Source organism: Arthrobacter sp. yr096, assembly GCF_900108925.1.
Taxonomy (GTDB): domain Bacteria; phylum Actinomycetota; class Actinomycetes; order Actinomycetales; family Micrococcaceae; genus Arthrobacter.
In genome coordinates, this window is record NZ_FNYI01000006.1 from 41,246 (window position 1) to 55,630 (window position 14,385).

General features: G+C 64.0%; 12 protein-coding genes, 1 tRNA gene and 1 riboswitch. Of the genes, 8 read left to right on the forward strand and 5 right to left on the reverse strand.

The window, feature by feature from the left end:
• Positions 1–8: 8 nt before the first annotated feature.
• Complete coding sequence (locus BMY91_RS15820) at positions 9–929, forward strand: cation diffusion facilitator family transporter (protein WP_090823600.1); 921 nt, start codon at positions 9–11, stop codon at positions 927–929.
• Here the strand turns inward: BMY91_RS15820 and BMY91_RS15825 are convergent.
• Positions 926–3,601 carry a PEP/pyruvate-binding domain-containing protein gene (locus BMY91_RS15825; protein ID WP_090824059.1) on the reverse strand — a complete coding sequence of 892 codons (2,676 nt, stop codon included), beginning with the start codon at positions 3,599–3,601 and terminating at the stop codon, positions 926–928. The two genes, BMY91_RS15820 and BMY91_RS15825, sit on opposite strands and share 4 nt — an antisense overlap.
• A 51-nt stretch (positions 3,602–3,652) precedes the next feature.
• Entirely contained in the window at positions 3,653–4,690 is a 1,038-nt protein-coding gene (locus tag BMY91_RS15830; protein ID WP_090823602.1) for a universal stress protein, read from the reverse strand.
• 415 nt (positions 4,691–5,105) lie between these two features.
• On the opposite strand from BMY91_RS15830, the gene BMY91_RS15835 reads away from it, so the two are divergent.
• Positions 5,106–5,798 carry a Rossmann-fold NAD(P)-binding domain-containing protein gene (locus BMY91_RS15835; RefSeq protein WP_090823605.1) on the forward strand — a complete coding sequence of 231 codons (693 nt, stop codon included), beginning with the start codon at positions 5,106–5,108 and terminating at the stop codon, positions 5,796–5,798.
• A 114-nt stretch (positions 5,799–5,912) separates the two neighbouring features.
• On the opposite strand, the gene BMY91_RS15840 is transcribed toward BMY91_RS15835, so the two are convergent.
• The gene (locus BMY91_RS15840; protein ID WP_090823607.1) at positions 5,913–6,686 is read right to left on the reverse strand and encodes an NlpC/P60 family protein; all 774 of its coding nucleotides are present in this window, start codon (positions 6,684–6,686) and stop codon (positions 5,913–5,915) included.
• A 3-nt stretch (positions 6,687–6,689) separates the two neighbouring features.
• Positions 6,690–6,882, reverse strand: a riboswitch (cyclic di-AMP (ydaO/yuaA leader).
• A gap of 150 nt (positions 6,883–7,032) precedes the next feature.
• Positions 7,033–7,665 (reverse strand): copper resistance CopC family protein, encoded by a 633-nt coding sequence (locus tag BMY91_RS15845; protein ID WP_090823609.1) that lies wholly within the window; start codon positions 7,663–7,665, stop codon positions 7,033–7,035.
• A 114-nt stretch (positions 7,666–7,779) separates the two neighbouring features.
• Between BMY91_RS15845 and BMY91_RS15850 the strand changes: the two genes are divergently transcribed.
• From BMY91_RS15850 to BMY91_RS15870, 5 genes are all read left to right on the forward strand, one after another.
• Entirely contained in the window at positions 7,780–9,222 is a 1,443-nt protein-coding gene (locus BMY91_RS15850) for an NCS2 family permease (protein WP_090823610.1), read from the forward strand.
• 87 nt (positions 9,223–9,309) lie between these two features.
• Positions 9,310–10,257, forward strand: coding sequence for a formimidoylglutamase (hutG, locus tag BMY91_RS15855; RefSeq protein ID WP_090823612.1), 948 nt, complete (start codon positions 9,310–9,312; stop codon positions 10,255–10,257).
• Between the two features lie 63 nt (positions 10,258–10,320).
• Positions 10,321–10,785, forward strand: coding sequence for a hypothetical protein (locus BMY91_RS15860; protein ID WP_090823614.1), 465 nt, complete (start codon positions 10,321–10,323; stop codon positions 10,783–10,785).
• Between the two features lie 133 nt (positions 10,786–10,918).
• Positions 10,919–11,842, forward strand: a complete 924-nt coding sequence (locus tag BMY91_RS15865; RefSeq protein ID WP_256212778.1) for a glycoside hydrolase family 43 protein — start codon at positions 10,919–10,921, stop codon at positions 11,840–11,842.
• 110 nt (positions 11,843–11,952) lie between these two features.
• A tRNA-Cys gene (locus BMY91_RS15870) sits at positions 11,953–12,026 on the forward strand.
• Positions 12,027–12,049: 23 nt separating this feature from the next.
• On the opposite strand, the gene BMY91_RS15875 is transcribed toward BMY91_RS15870, so the two are convergent.
• Positions 12,050–12,793 (reverse strand): FadR/GntR family transcriptional regulator, encoded by a 744-nt coding sequence (locus BMY91_RS15875; protein ID WP_090823616.1) that lies wholly within the window; start codon positions 12,791–12,793, stop codon positions 12,050–12,052.
• Positions 12,794–13,003: 210 nt separating this feature from the next.
• Between BMY91_RS15875 and BMY91_RS15880 the strand changes: the two genes are divergently transcribed.
• Positions 13,004–14,371 carry an MFS transporter gene (locus BMY91_RS15880; protein WP_090823618.1) on the forward strand — a complete coding sequence of 456 codons (1,368 nt, stop codon included), beginning with the start codon at positions 13,004–13,006 and terminating at the stop codon, positions 14,369–14,371.
• The last annotated feature ends 14 nt before the right edge of the window (positions 14,372–14,385 follow it).

Consider the following 14,385-nt stretch of genomic DNA (forward strand, 5'->3'; position numbering starts at 1 on the left):
TTGTAACCATGGGGCACGACCACAACCACTCCCACGGAGTTACAGCAACCGGCAAGCATCGGAAGAGGCTCATTGCCGTCCTGGCCATCACTTTAGGGGTGGTTGGCATCCAGGTGATCGGCGCCGTCGTGTCCGGATCGCTGGCCCTGCTGGCTGATGCCGGCCACATGCTCTCCGACGCCGCAGGCGTGTTCATTGCCCTCATGGCGGCGTGGATTGCCACCCGCCCCGCGAGTGACCAGCGGACCTATGGATACCAGCGGGCCGAAGTCCTGGCTGCCTTGGCCAACGCCCTGATCCTCATTGTCATCGCCGTGGTGATCATGATCGAAGCCATCCGCCGCTTCGGAGAAACCACCGAAATCCATACGGACGTCATGCTGTGGGCCGCCATCCTGGGTGCCGTGGCAAACCTGGTCTCACTCCTGATCCTGCAGGGGGCGCAGAAGGAAAGCCTCAATGTCCGGGGCGCCTACCTTGAGGTCCTCGGCGACCTCCTGGGTTCCATCGCGGTCATCGTCGCGGCAATCGTCATCATGACCACAGGCTTCAGCGCCGCAGACCCCATCGCCTCGGTACTGATTGCGCTGATGATCATTCCCAGGGCCTGGCATCTGCTCCGCGATGTGGTGGATGTTCTGCTGGAAGCTACTCCCAAGGGCGTGGACGTGAACATGATCCGTGAGCACATCATCGCCGTGGACGGGGTGGTGGAGGCCCACGACATCCACATTTGGACCATAACCTCCGGCGTCCCCGTGTTCTCAGCGCACGTTGTGGTGGAAGACGAAGTCCTCAACGCCAGCGGCGCGGACAGCATCCTGGATCAGTTGGGGTCCTGCCTGGGCCGGCATTTTGATACCGAACACTGCACTTTCCAGTTGGAGCCTGTGAGCCACTCCGAGCACGAATCACACCAGCACGCCTAGGATTCCCGGCCTCCGCCCTCTGTGCTGACGGTCCCGGCGGCGCCGTCAACCGTGATGTGTTGGCCGGTACTGATGCGCGTTGTGGCATCGGGGACGCCGACAACAGCGGGGATACCGTACTCACGGGCCACCACGGCCCCGTGCGAGTTGGGTCCGCCCATCTCCATGACCAGCCCACCAGCTGTGAGGAACAGCGGCGTCCAGCCAGGATCCGTTGACGGTGCCACAAGGATTTCGCCTGGTTCCAGGTGCGCACCAACCGGGTCCAGAATGACCCGTGCCGGCGCCGTTACCTGACCGGCCGACGCCGGGCTGCCGGACAGAGTGCCAGGGCGCAGATTTTCGCCGGACGACCCTGAAGCGGACGCCCCTGCAGTGGCCTCGGGTTCAGTCCCGTCAGACAACAACACCCGGGGGATGTGCCTGCGCCGGAGTTCCTGCTGGTACGCTGCACGGCGTTCCGCCACCAGGTGGTGGAGATCATCGCCGGCCAATGCCACCTCCACGTCATCCAGGTCCAGGAAGAAGATGTCCTCCGGACGCTCGATCCGCTGGGATGCGGCCAGTTGGTTTCCGACCAGGAGCAGTTGCTCCCTGGCGGACGCCAACCCCAGGACAACGTTGTACTTGGGCAACTCGCGCAGGCCCGCAAACCTCCTTGTCCGGTCCAAAGCCATTTTCACGATGGCCGCGTGCAGTGGGCTCTTGGCCCGGGCACGCGCTATGAAACGCGCCACCTGATCGTCGGCTTCCCGGGATGCCTTCCCGAACTGCTGATCCGGAGCGTCTGCGCCGTCCCCAAGCCTCAAATAGTTGGCAACAACGCCCAGGATGTGGGTGGGATCATCCGACCAGCGAGGCATGCCCAGATCAATTTCAGCCACGGCACGATGCCCGAAGGTGCGCAAAAACGACGCCAACCCGGATTGTGCGACCGGAGGAAGCGTTCCGTCCCGATACCGGTCCGCCAGCTCTGTCGCCGTTTGACCGCCCATGGAGGCAGCGGCGTCGGGGTGTTTCCTGATCTCCGAAACAAGCCGCCAGAGGGCCAGGTCCATCTCCGTGGTGACGTTGTTGGGAAGCCCGCGGATGACGGTTTGGAGCTCTTGGTACGGAGCCTGCGCGCCCAGCAACCGCCTCACGAGCGCCACCATCCCGAAACCCAGCGCAGGAAGAGGAAGCACCTGCGGCACGGTGGCAAACACATCCTGGCCCAGGATTCTCTGCACGTGAGCCAAACGCTGGTGGGCTGTGGCTTCCGATGGAACGGTGAACAGGGTGCGCAGCTCAGCATTGAGGCGCTCCACCTTCTGCATGGCCGCAGCGGGCCGGAACAGTCCTCGGAGAAGTGTTTCAGGAACGCGATACTTGGCCGCGACCGGAGCGACGTGGCGAATCAGCTTCAAGGGGGTCTTGTTTGTCACCGAAAAGCGTGGGTCGTCAAAGAGTCCACGCATCACTGTTGCTGAGCGCGCCTCCATGACGTCGAACACCCGTGGCACGATGGCCCGGCCCACCCGGCTCCGCAGGACGGCCGTGAAGTCAAAGAAGATCCGCTGGCCTGCCTCGTAGTACGGCGGAGGTCCGGACCGTGGATCCGGAACATCGAATGCCGCCGTTCTTGCCACACAGGAGGCAAGGAGACGGATACCGGCCAAGCCCATGGGAGTCAAAGGCCGAGTGAGGCCCTGGGCAAGGCTGAAGTTCAGGAAGGCGTGCTGGCCGGGGCCAGGAGGGGTTCGAGTCGGCTGAGGGTAGAGGGTAGTGATGGGCCGCGCCTGGGTGAGCCACAGCTTTCCCGCGTCATCGATGGCCCACTCGGTGTCCTGCGGCGCACCGTAATGCTTCTCCACACTGCGTCCCAACTCAGCCAGTGCGCGTACTTGTTGGTCGCTGAGGCACGGTTGGGGAACTCCGCCGCCGCCGGGCAGGGAACCAGGGACGCGTTCCGTGCCACCGCCCGGAACGGAGCGGATCTCCACTTGCCTGTCCCCCACTGTCCGCTGCACGATGGTGCCGCTGGGAACCTCCACAACATATTGGTCCGGATTCACGGCCCCGGAGACCACGGCCTCCCCCAAGCCGGGGCTGGCGTCAATCACCGTCTGGTGCCGTTTTCCCGTCACCGGGTTGGCGGTGAACATGACGCCGGCGGTAGCGGAATCCACCATTTCCTGCACGACGACGGCCAGGGCCACTGACGCATGGTCGATCCCATTGATGGTCCGGTAGCTCACCGCACGATCCGTCCACAGCGATGCCCAGCAACGGCTCACGGCGTCCAAAACGGCGTCGATGCCAACCACATTCAGGAAGGTGTCCTGTTGCCCGGCAAAACTGGCGAAGGGCAGGTCCTCCGCGGTGGCCGACGACCTGACGGCGACGGGAACGTTCTCCCCCAGCTCACCATAGGCAACGCGGATGGCCTGCGAGATGTCATCCGGCACGCCGACGTCCAGCACCAGGGAACGGGCGTGTTCGGCAAGCCCGTTCAGCTCGTCCAGATCAGCCGCCCCGACATTCTGCAGGGCCGCGAACACGCTCTCCATGCCGATCGCGGAGAGAGCGTGCACGTACGCGGCCGTGGTGAGGCAGAAGCCAGGCGGCACCGGCAACCCGGCGCCGGCGAGCTCACCCAGATTGGCAGCCTTGCCGCCCACCTCCGGGAGCATCGGTCCGCGGATGTCAGCGATGTCCAGGATGAGCACGGCGCAGGCCCCGGCTTAGGCTGCGCCGAGCATCGGGCCGAATTTGGAACGGTCTGCCAACCGCGGGTCCTCACGGTCCGGAACAACCAGCACGGGTCCCTTGGCGTGGTGGAGCACGCCGTCGGAGGTGGAGCCGAGAAGCATTCCTGCGAAACCGCCACGGCCACGCGTGCCCAGGACCACCAGCTCAACGCCCCGGCTTGCTTCCACCAGTACGTCCACCGGCGAGCCGTCCCGGAGGTCCGTCTCAATGGCCAGCTGGGGGAAGTGGCTCTTGAGCCAGGCCACACCTGCGTCCAACTGGACCCTGATATCCGCAAAGAGAGCGTCGCGGTCCAAAGGGGCCGGCACCCACGCAAGGGATCCGCTGTATTGCGGTACCGCGCAGATGACGCGGAGCTTTGCACCCATGCGTTGGGCTTGCTCGGCAGCTTCGAGCACGGCGATCCGGGCTTGCTCGGAACCATCCACGCCTACTGCCACCACGTTCTCCACTGTGCGCGGACCAGCTTTGGCATGCTCGGCCTTGATGTGTTTGTCCTCAGTGTTCTCCCCGAGCCGGTCCGCGCAGTACAGCGGGACCGTGACGGTGGGGCACTTGGCGTGGGCGGGCAAGGCGCTGCTGACCGAGCCCAGAAGACGTCCAACGAAGCCGCCGCGACCCCGGCTGCCGAACACCAGAAGGGCTGCGTCCTCCGAGAGGTCCAGCAGGACACCCGCGGCGTCGCCGTTCTCCACCGAAGCATCGACGTCGATGGCATAACCGGAGATCTTGTCCATGGCCTGCTTGACGATGGCGTCAGCGCCCTCGCGGATGACCGAATCGTCCACCGTTGCATAGCCGCCGTCCAGCCCGGAAGCGGCAAAAATGGGCACTGAGTATGCCGTAACGATGTGTAAGGGTAGCTGCCGGCGTTCGGCTTCCCGCGCTGCCCACACCAACGCACATTGACCGTGCTCTGAACCGTCCACTCCCACGACAATGCCGCCGGGTGCAACAGCCTGGTCCTCGCCTTGCTGTGGCTCTTCACTGTGTCTGCCGTGCTGGTCCATGGGGCCCGCCTCTCCACCTACTGCTTGATGTTCCGGCTATTCTGCCAGAGGTTTTCCGCATCGGATTCCCTCATGGCTCCCTTGTCAATGGCCGGGGCCGGGGCAACCTGTAATCTCCCCTTCCAATGCCCACTATTCTCGGTCGGCAATGACGAATCAAGGCGACTCCGGGCTATGTGTGTAACGGTCCGGGCTCGGTTCCAGGGCACCCATTTTGCGCTGCGGATGAACACGCTAAACACGCGGATGCGGGAGGCTATCCATGGCCGAAAAAGTTCGGTAGTGTTCGAGTCACCGAATGGCCGGCAAACGTGTTTCACCACACACTCCGGCCATTTATTTGCGGCCGCTTGGGGAACTCGGACGCGATCCCACGCGCTGCCGAAGGGCACACACGTCAAGGAGGAACCAAGCAGTGTCACTCACGCCTGATTCCGCCACGGAACGCACCACTACCGTGGTCATCGGAGCCGGTCTGTCCGGTTTGGCAGTTGCCAGTGAGCTCAGCCGCTATGGCGTGGGCTCCATCGTCGTGGACGGCTTTGGCGCCTTGTCTGCCACAGGCCCCTCAGTCCACACTGGAATGCTCCAACGCTGCGATGCAGCCGATCCCGCAGCCATGCAGGAACGCAACGAGATCCTCCGTCATCTGCGGAACTACGCCGCGAGCCATCACCTGGACGTCCGCAGCACCACCCGCGCCGTCCGCCTGGACTTCCTGGGCTCGGATCCCTCACAGCAGCTTGGCTACGGACAGGTTGCCAGCATGACCACGAGCGGGCTCAGGACCGGGCTCCACGTCTCCGGACCGCTCGAATCCATTCCACGCCAGTGGGCCGTCCACACCGCCAACGGAGTCTTGCTGGCCGACCACATCGTGGTGACACGCTGCGCACAGAGCCAGTTGCGGAGGATGCTGGCCGAACTGGGAATTGCCATCGGACAGAACCTTGCCGCCGCGATGCGGGCAGTCGGGATGCACCTGGTGGGCGTTGGCGAACTCATCACGCCCACGCCCAAGGAGGTCCTGCGGCAAGCCAAGGCAGTGGGCCAGGCGATCTCCGCCAAGGTAGCCCTGCCGGCAGGACCGGGCGTCGCTACCGCGTAGGCGCCCTGACTTTACGCACAGATTCACTTTTCCGCACAGAACTTAACGCCAAAGGCCGGTGCCTCCGAAGATCAAGTCTTCGGAGGCACCGGCCTTTGAACTGAAGCGTGAGGCTTATGCGCCAGCGCGTACGTACGTGATGGGGCCCGTTGCGGTCAACCAGCTGATCGGGTGGATGCCCGTCTGGTTGCCGTTGATGCCACCACTGATAGCCTGGCCGTTGCCGATGAAGATGGCGACGTGGCCGGACTGGACGATCATGTCACCGGGCTGGGGGTCGCTGACCACTTTGCCGTAGTTCATGAACTGCATGGGGGCGAGGTCACCAACGGGGATGCCTGCGGAGCCGAGGGCCTTTTCCACCATGGCGGTGCAGTCCTGCATGATGCCGATCTGGGCGTAGGCCGAGGCAACCATGGCAGCGTTGACGCCACCGACGGCGGGCGCAGCGGCTGCGGGAGCAGCAGCAACCGGAGCAGCAGCCGCAGCCTTGGCAGGCGCCGCAGCAGCGGCAGTGGTGACTGCTGCCTTCTTGGCGACAGGAGCCTCAACAACCGGAGCCGGCTTCTCGATGACCGGAGCTGCTACGGAAGCAACAGCAGGGCGCTCGAAGTTGATGGTAGCCGTGGATGCGGCGGTAACAACCTGGGTGGGGGCTTCGGAAGTGGTCTCTGCGACCGTGGCGGGGCTTGAGTCCCGCTGAACCGGAGCTTCGGCTGCGTGGGCAGCAATGGAACCGGTCAGGACAAGGCCCGAGGCTGCTGCGATGACAGCTGCCTGGCGGCCAGCGCCGGAAGCGTTGCTGGCCACTGCCTTGGAGATGGAGATGAACGGATTAGGACGTACGCTGTCCGCCTTACGACGGCCGCGAAGAATGCGTGAAGACATGAAAGAGCCTCTCCCGATGCCTGCGAGGTTAGCTGTCGGATTCGGATGGGAGTCACCCGGCCACTATCTCCCGCTGTTCGGCGGAAGCTTCGTGACTTCACCCCAAGGCACGCTCGAAAGCGACCTAAAATGGGTTCCCCGTCTCTGCCGTAAGGTTTGTCTGCGAACGGATTCCGGACTGCGGCAGAGCTAGGCAATCAGGCCGGAAGTGCCCGCTACGTGGAACAGGCACAGGTACCACCGTACGCGATAATCACCCGGAAGTCACATTTAAGTAACGAGAACTCCCGTTTTGGCGTGTCGCGGTGATCGTTTCGAGATCTTCGCAGGTACGTAGAAAACCCTGCTATTCCGCGGGAGTTTCGCCCTCAGAGTCGTTGGAAGCGGCAAGTTTCTTCCGCGCGGTAACGGCCAGGTAAATAACAAGGCCAATGGCAACGACTGCCAGGCCCACGATGCTCCATGGGAAGGGCTGCGAAGCATCTGCAGCAGGCTCACTGGTGCCAGTCCCCGGAGCCGCTGTGCCGGCGGACGGTACCGCGGCTGACGAAGCCGAAGCCGACGGTGAGGCAGCCGCGGAACCACTGGCCGTCGTCGTACTTCCAGCGGTGGCCGTGAACGTGAAGGTGCCCTCAATGGGGTGCGAATCTGAGCTGACCACACGCCAGACCACCGTGTATTCGCCGGCAGGCGCGCCTTCGCGCAGCTTCTGAACCGCCTGGTTGTCGATGATTTCAACGGGGCCGTCGGCCCAGTTCTCGCCGCCAGCCGTCACGGTGACGCCGGATCCGATGGCCAGGGGCCGGTTGTTGAAGGTGATGGAGACCGACGCCGGGACCACAGCCACGCTGGCACCGTTGGCTGGCGCTGTGGACTCGGCGACGTCATGGGCGGACGCCGGAGCCGCTGAAAACAGCAGGGCGGACGCGAAGGCAAGAGCAGCGACGACGGCGGCCAGAAGCGGGCGGATGGTGCGCATGGGGCGGTTTCTCCTAGTGTTGGCTTAGTTACAGACTAGGCGAATCGTCCGGGCCGCCCATATCCGACGGCTTAGGATTTGAGAGCACACTCCCCTCGATCCCCGGAGTCCTTCATGCTTAAACAAGGTTCTGCAGTCGACCGCTACTTCAAGATCTCCGAACGTGGATCCACGTACTCACGGGAAATCCGTGGCGGCTTCGCGACATTCTTCGCCATGAGCTACATCGTGGTGCTGAACCCGCTGATCCTCTCCGGACCCGATTCGAGCGGAGCGTCCCTCGGCTTCACGGCCGTCGCGGCAACCACCGCCTTCGTGGCGGGCATCCTGACCATCCTCATGGGTGCGTGGGCTAAACACCCCTTCGCGGTGGCAACGGGCCTGGGCGTCAACGCCTTCGTAGCCGTCACCGTAGCCTCGCATCCCGGGCTGACCTGGCCGGACATGATGGGCCTCGTGGTGCTCTCCGGCGTCACCATGCTCATCCTGGTGCTCACCGGTTTCCGCACCGCCGTCTTCAAGGCCGTCCCCGAAGCCCTCAAGACGGCGATTGTGGTGGGCATTGGCCTCTTCATCGCACTGATTGGCTTGGTCAACGCAGGATTCGTCCGCCGCATCCCTGATGCCGCCGGCACCACAGTTCCCCTGGGACTGGGCGTGGATGGCAAGCTCATGGGCTGGCCCACGCTGGTTTTCGCGGTCGGCCTGATCCTGACGATCGCCCTGGTGGTCCGCAAGGTCCGTGGCGCCATCCTGATCGGCATCGTGGTCTCCACCGCACTGGCCGCTATCCTCGAGTTCACCCTCCACATCGGCCCCAGCTTTGACGGCAAGAACGTCAACCCCCGCGGCTGGTCGCTGGTGGCACCCACCCTCTCGGAATGGGGCGCTCCGGACCTGTCCCTGATCGGCAAGGCGAACCCGTTCGGCGCGTTTGAGCACCTCGGTTTCATCGCAGCCGCCTTGCTGGCCTTCGTCATCCTCCTCAGCATCTTCTTCGACGCCATGGGCACCATGGTGGGCCTGGCCAACGAGGCCGGAACGGTGGATAAAGACGGCAACATCCCCAACGTGGACCGTGTTCTGCAGGTGGACGCCCTCGGCGCAATCGTGGGTGGCGGCGCGTCCGTTTCGTCCAACCAGATCTTCGTGGAGTCCGGCGCGGGCATCGGCGAAGGTGCCCGAACGGGCCTTGCCTCGATCGTTACCGGCGTGCTGTTCCTGGTGGCCATGTTCTTCACGCCACTGATCAACCTCGTCCCGTTCGAAGCCGTTGCCCCCGCCCTGGTGGTGGTGGGCTTCATGATGGTCTCCCAGGTGGGCAAGATCGACTGGCAGGACTGGGGCGTGGGCATCCCTGCGTTCCTGACCATCGCCCTGATGCCGTTCACCTACTCCATCGCCAACGGCCTCGGCGCAGGTTTCATCTCCTTCGTCCTGATCCGCACCTTCCAGGGCCGCGCCCGCGAGGTCCACCCGCTCATGTGGGCAGTGGCTGGCGCGTTCCTGCTGTTCTTCGGCATCGGAACGGTGGAAGAGCTGCTGGGCGTCAAGTAACTCACCTGGCGGGGTATGTCCGGGGTTTCAGACACTCTCCTGGCGGGATCGCTGGTTTTCGTGTGCCTGTTCGGGTGTGCTTGAAGCATGGAAACCAGCGTCCCCACAGTAGATGTCAGCCCCACCCCGTGGACCGGCCGCTTTGACGGCGACGGCGCCGGGCACCGCCGCTGGTGGCAGGCCATCACCCCGCACACGTCCGCAGCGGCGGCAGCGGCCTCGCGTCCCGCCGTCGTGCTGGGTTTCTGCAGCGACGCCGGCGTCCTCCGCAACAAGGGTCGCGTAGGCGCGGCCAAAGCTCCGGCCGCAATCCGATCGGCGCTGGGTCCGCTGGCGTTCCACCTTGACCGTGACGTGTTCGACGCCGGTGATGTGGTGGTGGAGGACGACTCACTTGAGGCGGGCCAAGAGCGAGCCGGCCGCGCCATTTCGGGACTGCTCGACGCCGGAAACCTCACCGTGGTGCTGGGCGGCGGCCACGAGACTGCGTTTGCCAGCTACCTTGGCGTCGCCGGTTCTGAAACCCTTCGTGGCAAGCGGCTGGGTGTGCTGAACCTGGACGCCCACTTTGACCTCCGTGACGAGCCAACGCCGAGCTCGGGTACGCCGTTCCTTCAGATGGCCCGCGCGGAAGCTGCCGCCGGGCGCGAACTGCAGTACGCCGTCGTCGGCATTTCGGAGCCGAACAACACGCGGGCGCTCTTCGACACCGCCAACCGGCTGGGCGTGGAGTACCTCCTTGATGAGCAGTGCTCGCCCGAGGCCGCAGAGGTATTCGTTGCCGACTTCCTGGCGGGCATGGATGTGCTGTATCTGACGATCGATCTTGACGTGATGCCGGCCTCGGTGGCTCCCGGGGTGAGCGCGCCCGCCGCCTATGGCGTGCCCTTGCCGGTGATCAGCGCGATCTGCCGCCAAGTGGCTGCCAGCGGGAAGCTCCTCCACGTGGACGTAGCCGAGCTGAACCCGGAGTTCGACATTGACTCGCGGACCGCCAAGGTTGCGGCACGCTTGGTGAATACGCTCCTCGCCTAGATTTCCCGAGCCTCTTTTCCAGTCCCCCCCTTCCACTTAGCCTGTGGGGAGGGAAGGACGGCGATGAGCGCAACTCCTGTGCAGGACAAGTGGGCCTGGGTGGCCGGGCCGGTGGCTGTGATTCTGGGACTGGCAGCGCACATGGTGGCTGGCGGCAGCGCTCCGGCCGTCCCTGTCCTTTTAGCCTTCGCCGCCTTCGGCGCATTGGTGGCCCAGGTCATCGCCCGCTGGATCCACGGGCCTCTGCTTTTGCTGCTGGTGTCCGGGGTGGCGCAGCAGTTGCTGCACCTCGGCTTGGCCGCATTCGGGGGCTACTTTCCGGGCAATGGCTTGCTGGACCACTTGCACGGGGACCAGGCCCTGGGAGAGTTGCCGGCCGGAGCAGCCGTCAGTGGCGGCGACATACACCTCCTGCTGTACACCCACATGGCTGCCGCCATCCTGACGCTGCTGCTTGCTGCGGGAGTTTCAAAGGTGGCGGCACCGGGCCGTGAAGAGTCGCGTCGACGGGCAAAGCAAAGTCTCTGAATACGCAACGTTGTTGGGCTGGATACGGCAGCAAGGCAGGAATGTTTTCAGTCAATGGCATGCGGCCTCGGCCCGGGGAGCCGTCCTTTGTACTGTTTGGCTCACCCCGCTGTTGCCAACGAAGGACACTGCCATGAACACCCTCCCGCTGAAGAAACTCTCAGATATCAGGATCCGGGACCCGTTCATCCTTGAGCCCACCAGCGGCAGCTATGTGTTGTTCGGTACCACCGACCACAATGTGTGGGGTGGCCCGGCAACTGGATTCGACTGCTACACCAGTGACGATCTGGAGAGCTGGAACGGCCCGATTGCCGCGTTCCGGCCGCCGGAGGGCTTCTGGTCCACCTCGCAGTTCTGGGCGCCCGAAGTCCACGCGTACCAAGGGCGTTTCTACCTGTTTGCGACCTTCCTTTCGGACCGCACCCACGTCCGCGGTGTCGCGATCCTCGCGGCCGAAGCGCCCACCGGACCATTCCGGCCATGGAGCGACGGCCCCATCACGCCTGCAGGAATCCCGTGCCTGGACGGCACCTTCTTCGTGGACGACGACTCGACGCCGTGGCTGGTCTACAGTCGCGGCGCGGAGGGCACGGCAGCGGGTGAACCACCGCTGGCAGACGGAGAAATGTACGCGATGCGGCTCTCCGACGACCTGAAAAGCGCCGTGGGAGAGCCGCAGCTCCTTTTCCGCGCCTCCTCTGCCCCGTGGAGCAGGCCGCTCCGGTTCCCCGAAGGTGTTGCCCCACCAGCTGAACTAAGGCTCGCCAAGGATCCCCTCTTCACGGACGGGCCATTCCTGCGCCGAAGGTCCACAGGCGGCCTTGACATGCTGTGGTCCAGCTTCGGTGACGAAGGCTACGCCATGGGGATAGCACGCTCCGCGTCCGGCACCATCCTTGGACCGTGGACCCAGGAAAGCGAGCCGCTCTGGGCGCGCAACGGTGGCCATGGCATGATCCTCAATGCGTCCAACGGCAACGATTTCCTCGTGTTTCACTCCCCCAACGACACCCCCAACGAGCGCACCACCCTGCTTCGCATTGAGTCGCATTAGGGCCTCGTCCAGGTCATGGACAGCAACCTGCGGCAACGCTTCGTAGCCCTGCGAAAGAGGGGGCAATGAACGTTGAACCTGTCTGTGCCGGGCCCCTACTGTCGTTAAAGCGTGGTGTACCCGAGAGGCCAGGGAGCTGCCTGCAAAGCAGCGCACGCGGGTTCGAATCCCGCCACCACGTCCAAGGAACCCGTTATGGTGATGCGTCTATTGGGCGGCGTCGAAGCCTGCCAGCAAGCGCCGTGATGCGGTGGCCATATGCGAGCGCATGCTCTGCGCGACGGCGGATGCGTCCCGGGCCACGAGGGCCTGGTAAATAGCGGTGTGTTCACGCAAGGCGGCTTCTGCGTGGCCTTCATCGGTCAACGCACGGTCCACCCAAATCCGCAACAGCGAGCGGATGCTCTGGAGAAGTTCCTCCAACACCATGTTGCCTGAAGCAGCCGCGATCTCACGGTGGAAGGCTGCATCGGCTTCCACGAAGGCTGCGAGGTCGTCGAGGTTCTTCTCCATGACATCCAAGTCGGCCCTCATTCGCTCCAGGGCCTCGTCCGTGACCCTGAGCGCGGCCAACTCCACAGCCTGAACTTCCAGCCCGCTGCGCAGTTCAACCAGTTCGCGGGTCCGCGGCTCCCCCAGCATGAGTCCCCAGCTGAGCGTTCGAGGCAAGAGTTCGGAGACGCCGTCGCGCAGGTATGTTCCCGAACCCGGCCGAACAATAACGATGCCCAGGATTTCCAAGGCGGCCAGTGCCTCGCGGATGGCTGAGCGCCCGACTCCGAGCGAGGCCGCCAGCTGCCGCTCTGCGGGAAGTCGGGTGCCGGGGGCAATGTCGCCGCTGGTGAAGTAGGCAAGGAGACGCTCGGCTACTTCGGACACAACAGAGCCTTGCTCCATGGGGACAAGCGCTGCCGTCATGTGGGCCGCTGCTGCGGCTGAGTTCGCTGACACCCTCACAGCGTAGCAACCGGATGACCAATCTCAGCTGCCCCAATTGCAGGGGCAAAACTTAAACTAGTCAACCGGTTGACCAATTTAGAATCCAGTCCTATGGTTTAAATCACAAGCTTCGCCATCGCCGGATCCCCGCCGGCAATGCCACGAACCAGCCCGGCGCATCCAGTGCAGGATCCGCAGGGACACCAACATCTAGGAGTCAATGTGGACACCACACAATCGGTGGTCGAAAAATCCGCAATTAAGAAGGTGGCAATCCGGCTGGTGCCGTTCGTCGCCCTGATGTTCTTCATCAACTATCTGGACCGCACCGCCATCTCGTTCGCCGGTCCCAACGGCATGAACAACGATCTCGCCCTGTCCGCAGCGCAGTTCGGCTTCGCCTCCGGCGTCTTTTTCATCGGCTACATCCTGCTCGAAATCCCCAGCAACCTGGCGCTCCACAAGTTCGGCGCCCGCCGCTGGCTGGCCCGCATCATGGTCAGCTGGGGCATCGTGTCCTTGCTCTTCACCTGGGTGGGCAACGTTGAGCAGCTCTACATCCTCCGCTTCATCCTGGGTGTGGCAGAGGCCGGCTTCTTCCCCGGCGCCATCCTCTTCCTGAGCCTGTGGGTGCCGTCCAAGCACCGCAGCAAGATCCTGGCCCTCTTCTACTTGGCACAGCCCCTCACCACGGTGATCGGTGCTCCCCTCGCTGGCGCTTTGATCCAGCAGCACGGCGTATTCTTCGGGCTTGAAGGCTGGCGGTTCATGTTCTTCGGCGTCGCCATCCCCGCGATCATCGTGGGCATCGTCGCCTGGTTCTACCTGGCGGACAACCCCTCCAAGGCCAAGTGGCTCACCGCCGAGGAAAAGACCTGGCTGACCGGCGCCCTGGAGAAGGAAAAGAAGGAAACAGCCGCCAGCAACAAGCACGTCAGCGTTCGCACTGTCTTCGGCAACGGCCGCGTCTGGATGCTCTCCATGATCTACTTCGGCTTCATCTACGGCCTCTACGCACTGGGCTTCTTCCTGCCGACCATCATCGCGGGCTTTGAAGGCCTCTACGGCACCAAGTTCGATGTGTTCCAGAAGGGCCTCATCACGGCCATTCCTTACCTTCCGGCAGCATTTGCCCTGTACTTCTGGTCCAAGGACGCCACCAAGCGCGGCGTGAAGACCTGGCACATCGCCCTCCCGGCCCTCATCGGCGGCATCAGCATCCCGCTGGCACTGTTCGCCGGATCTCCCGCAGCAACCATCGCTGTCATCACCATCACGGCCATGTCCATCTTCGCGGCCCTGCCGAACTTCTGGACCGTCCCTACCCAGTTCCTCACCGGCGCAGCCGCAGCAGCAGGCATCGCACTGATCAACACGGTGGGCAACCTGGCCGGCTTCAGCGCCGGCTACATCACCGGTTGGCTCAAGGACCTGACGGGCGGCTACACGGTCCCCATGTTCGTGGTGGGCGGCTTCATGTTGCTCTCCTCGATCCTCATGGTGACTCTCAGCAAGCAGGGCAAGTCATCTGCTGGTACGCCTGCCGAGGCGTTGGACCCCCAAGGGGCCGGGCAGCACGCGGAGCCGTAACACCACAAGCAGGT

Bases quoted from the DNA above. Each gene is read 5' to 3' on its own strand.
- BMY91_RS15820 (WP_090823600.1), top strand. From the start codon at position 9: ATGGGGCACGACCACAACCACTCCCACGGAGTTACAGCAACCGGCAAG.
- BMY91_RS15825 (WP_090824059.1), bottom strand. From the start codon at position 3,601: ATGCTCCCGGAGGTGGGCGGCAAGGCTGCCAATCTGGGTGAGCTCGCC.
- BMY91_RS15830 (WP_090823602.1), bottom strand. From the start codon at position 4,690: ATGGACCAGCACGGCAGACACAGTGAAGAGCCACAGCAAGGCGAGGAC.
- BMY91_RS15840 (WP_090823607.1), bottom strand. From the start codon at position 6,686: ATGTCTTCACGCATTCTTCGCGGCCGTCGTAAGGCGGACAGCGTACGT.
- BMY91_RS15845 (WP_090823609.1), bottom strand. From the start codon at position 7,665: ATGCGCACCATCCGCCCGCTTCTGGCCGCCGTCGTCGCTGCTCTTGCC.
- BMY91_RS15850 (WP_090823610.1), top strand. From the start codon at position 7,780: ATGCTTAAACAAGGTTCTGCAGTCGACCGCTACTTCAAGATCTCCGAA.
- hutG (WP_090823612.1), top strand. From the start codon at position 9,310: ATGGAAACCAGCGTCCCCACAGTAGATGTCAGCCCCACCCCGTGGACC.
- BMY91_RS15860 (WP_090823614.1), top strand. From the start codon at position 10,321: ATGAGCGCAACTCCTGTGCAGGACAAGTGGGCCTGGGTGGCCGGGCCG.
- BMY91_RS15865 (WP_256212778.1), top strand. From the start codon at position 10,919: ATGAACACCCTCCCGCTGAAGAAACTCTCAGATATCAGGATCCGGGAC.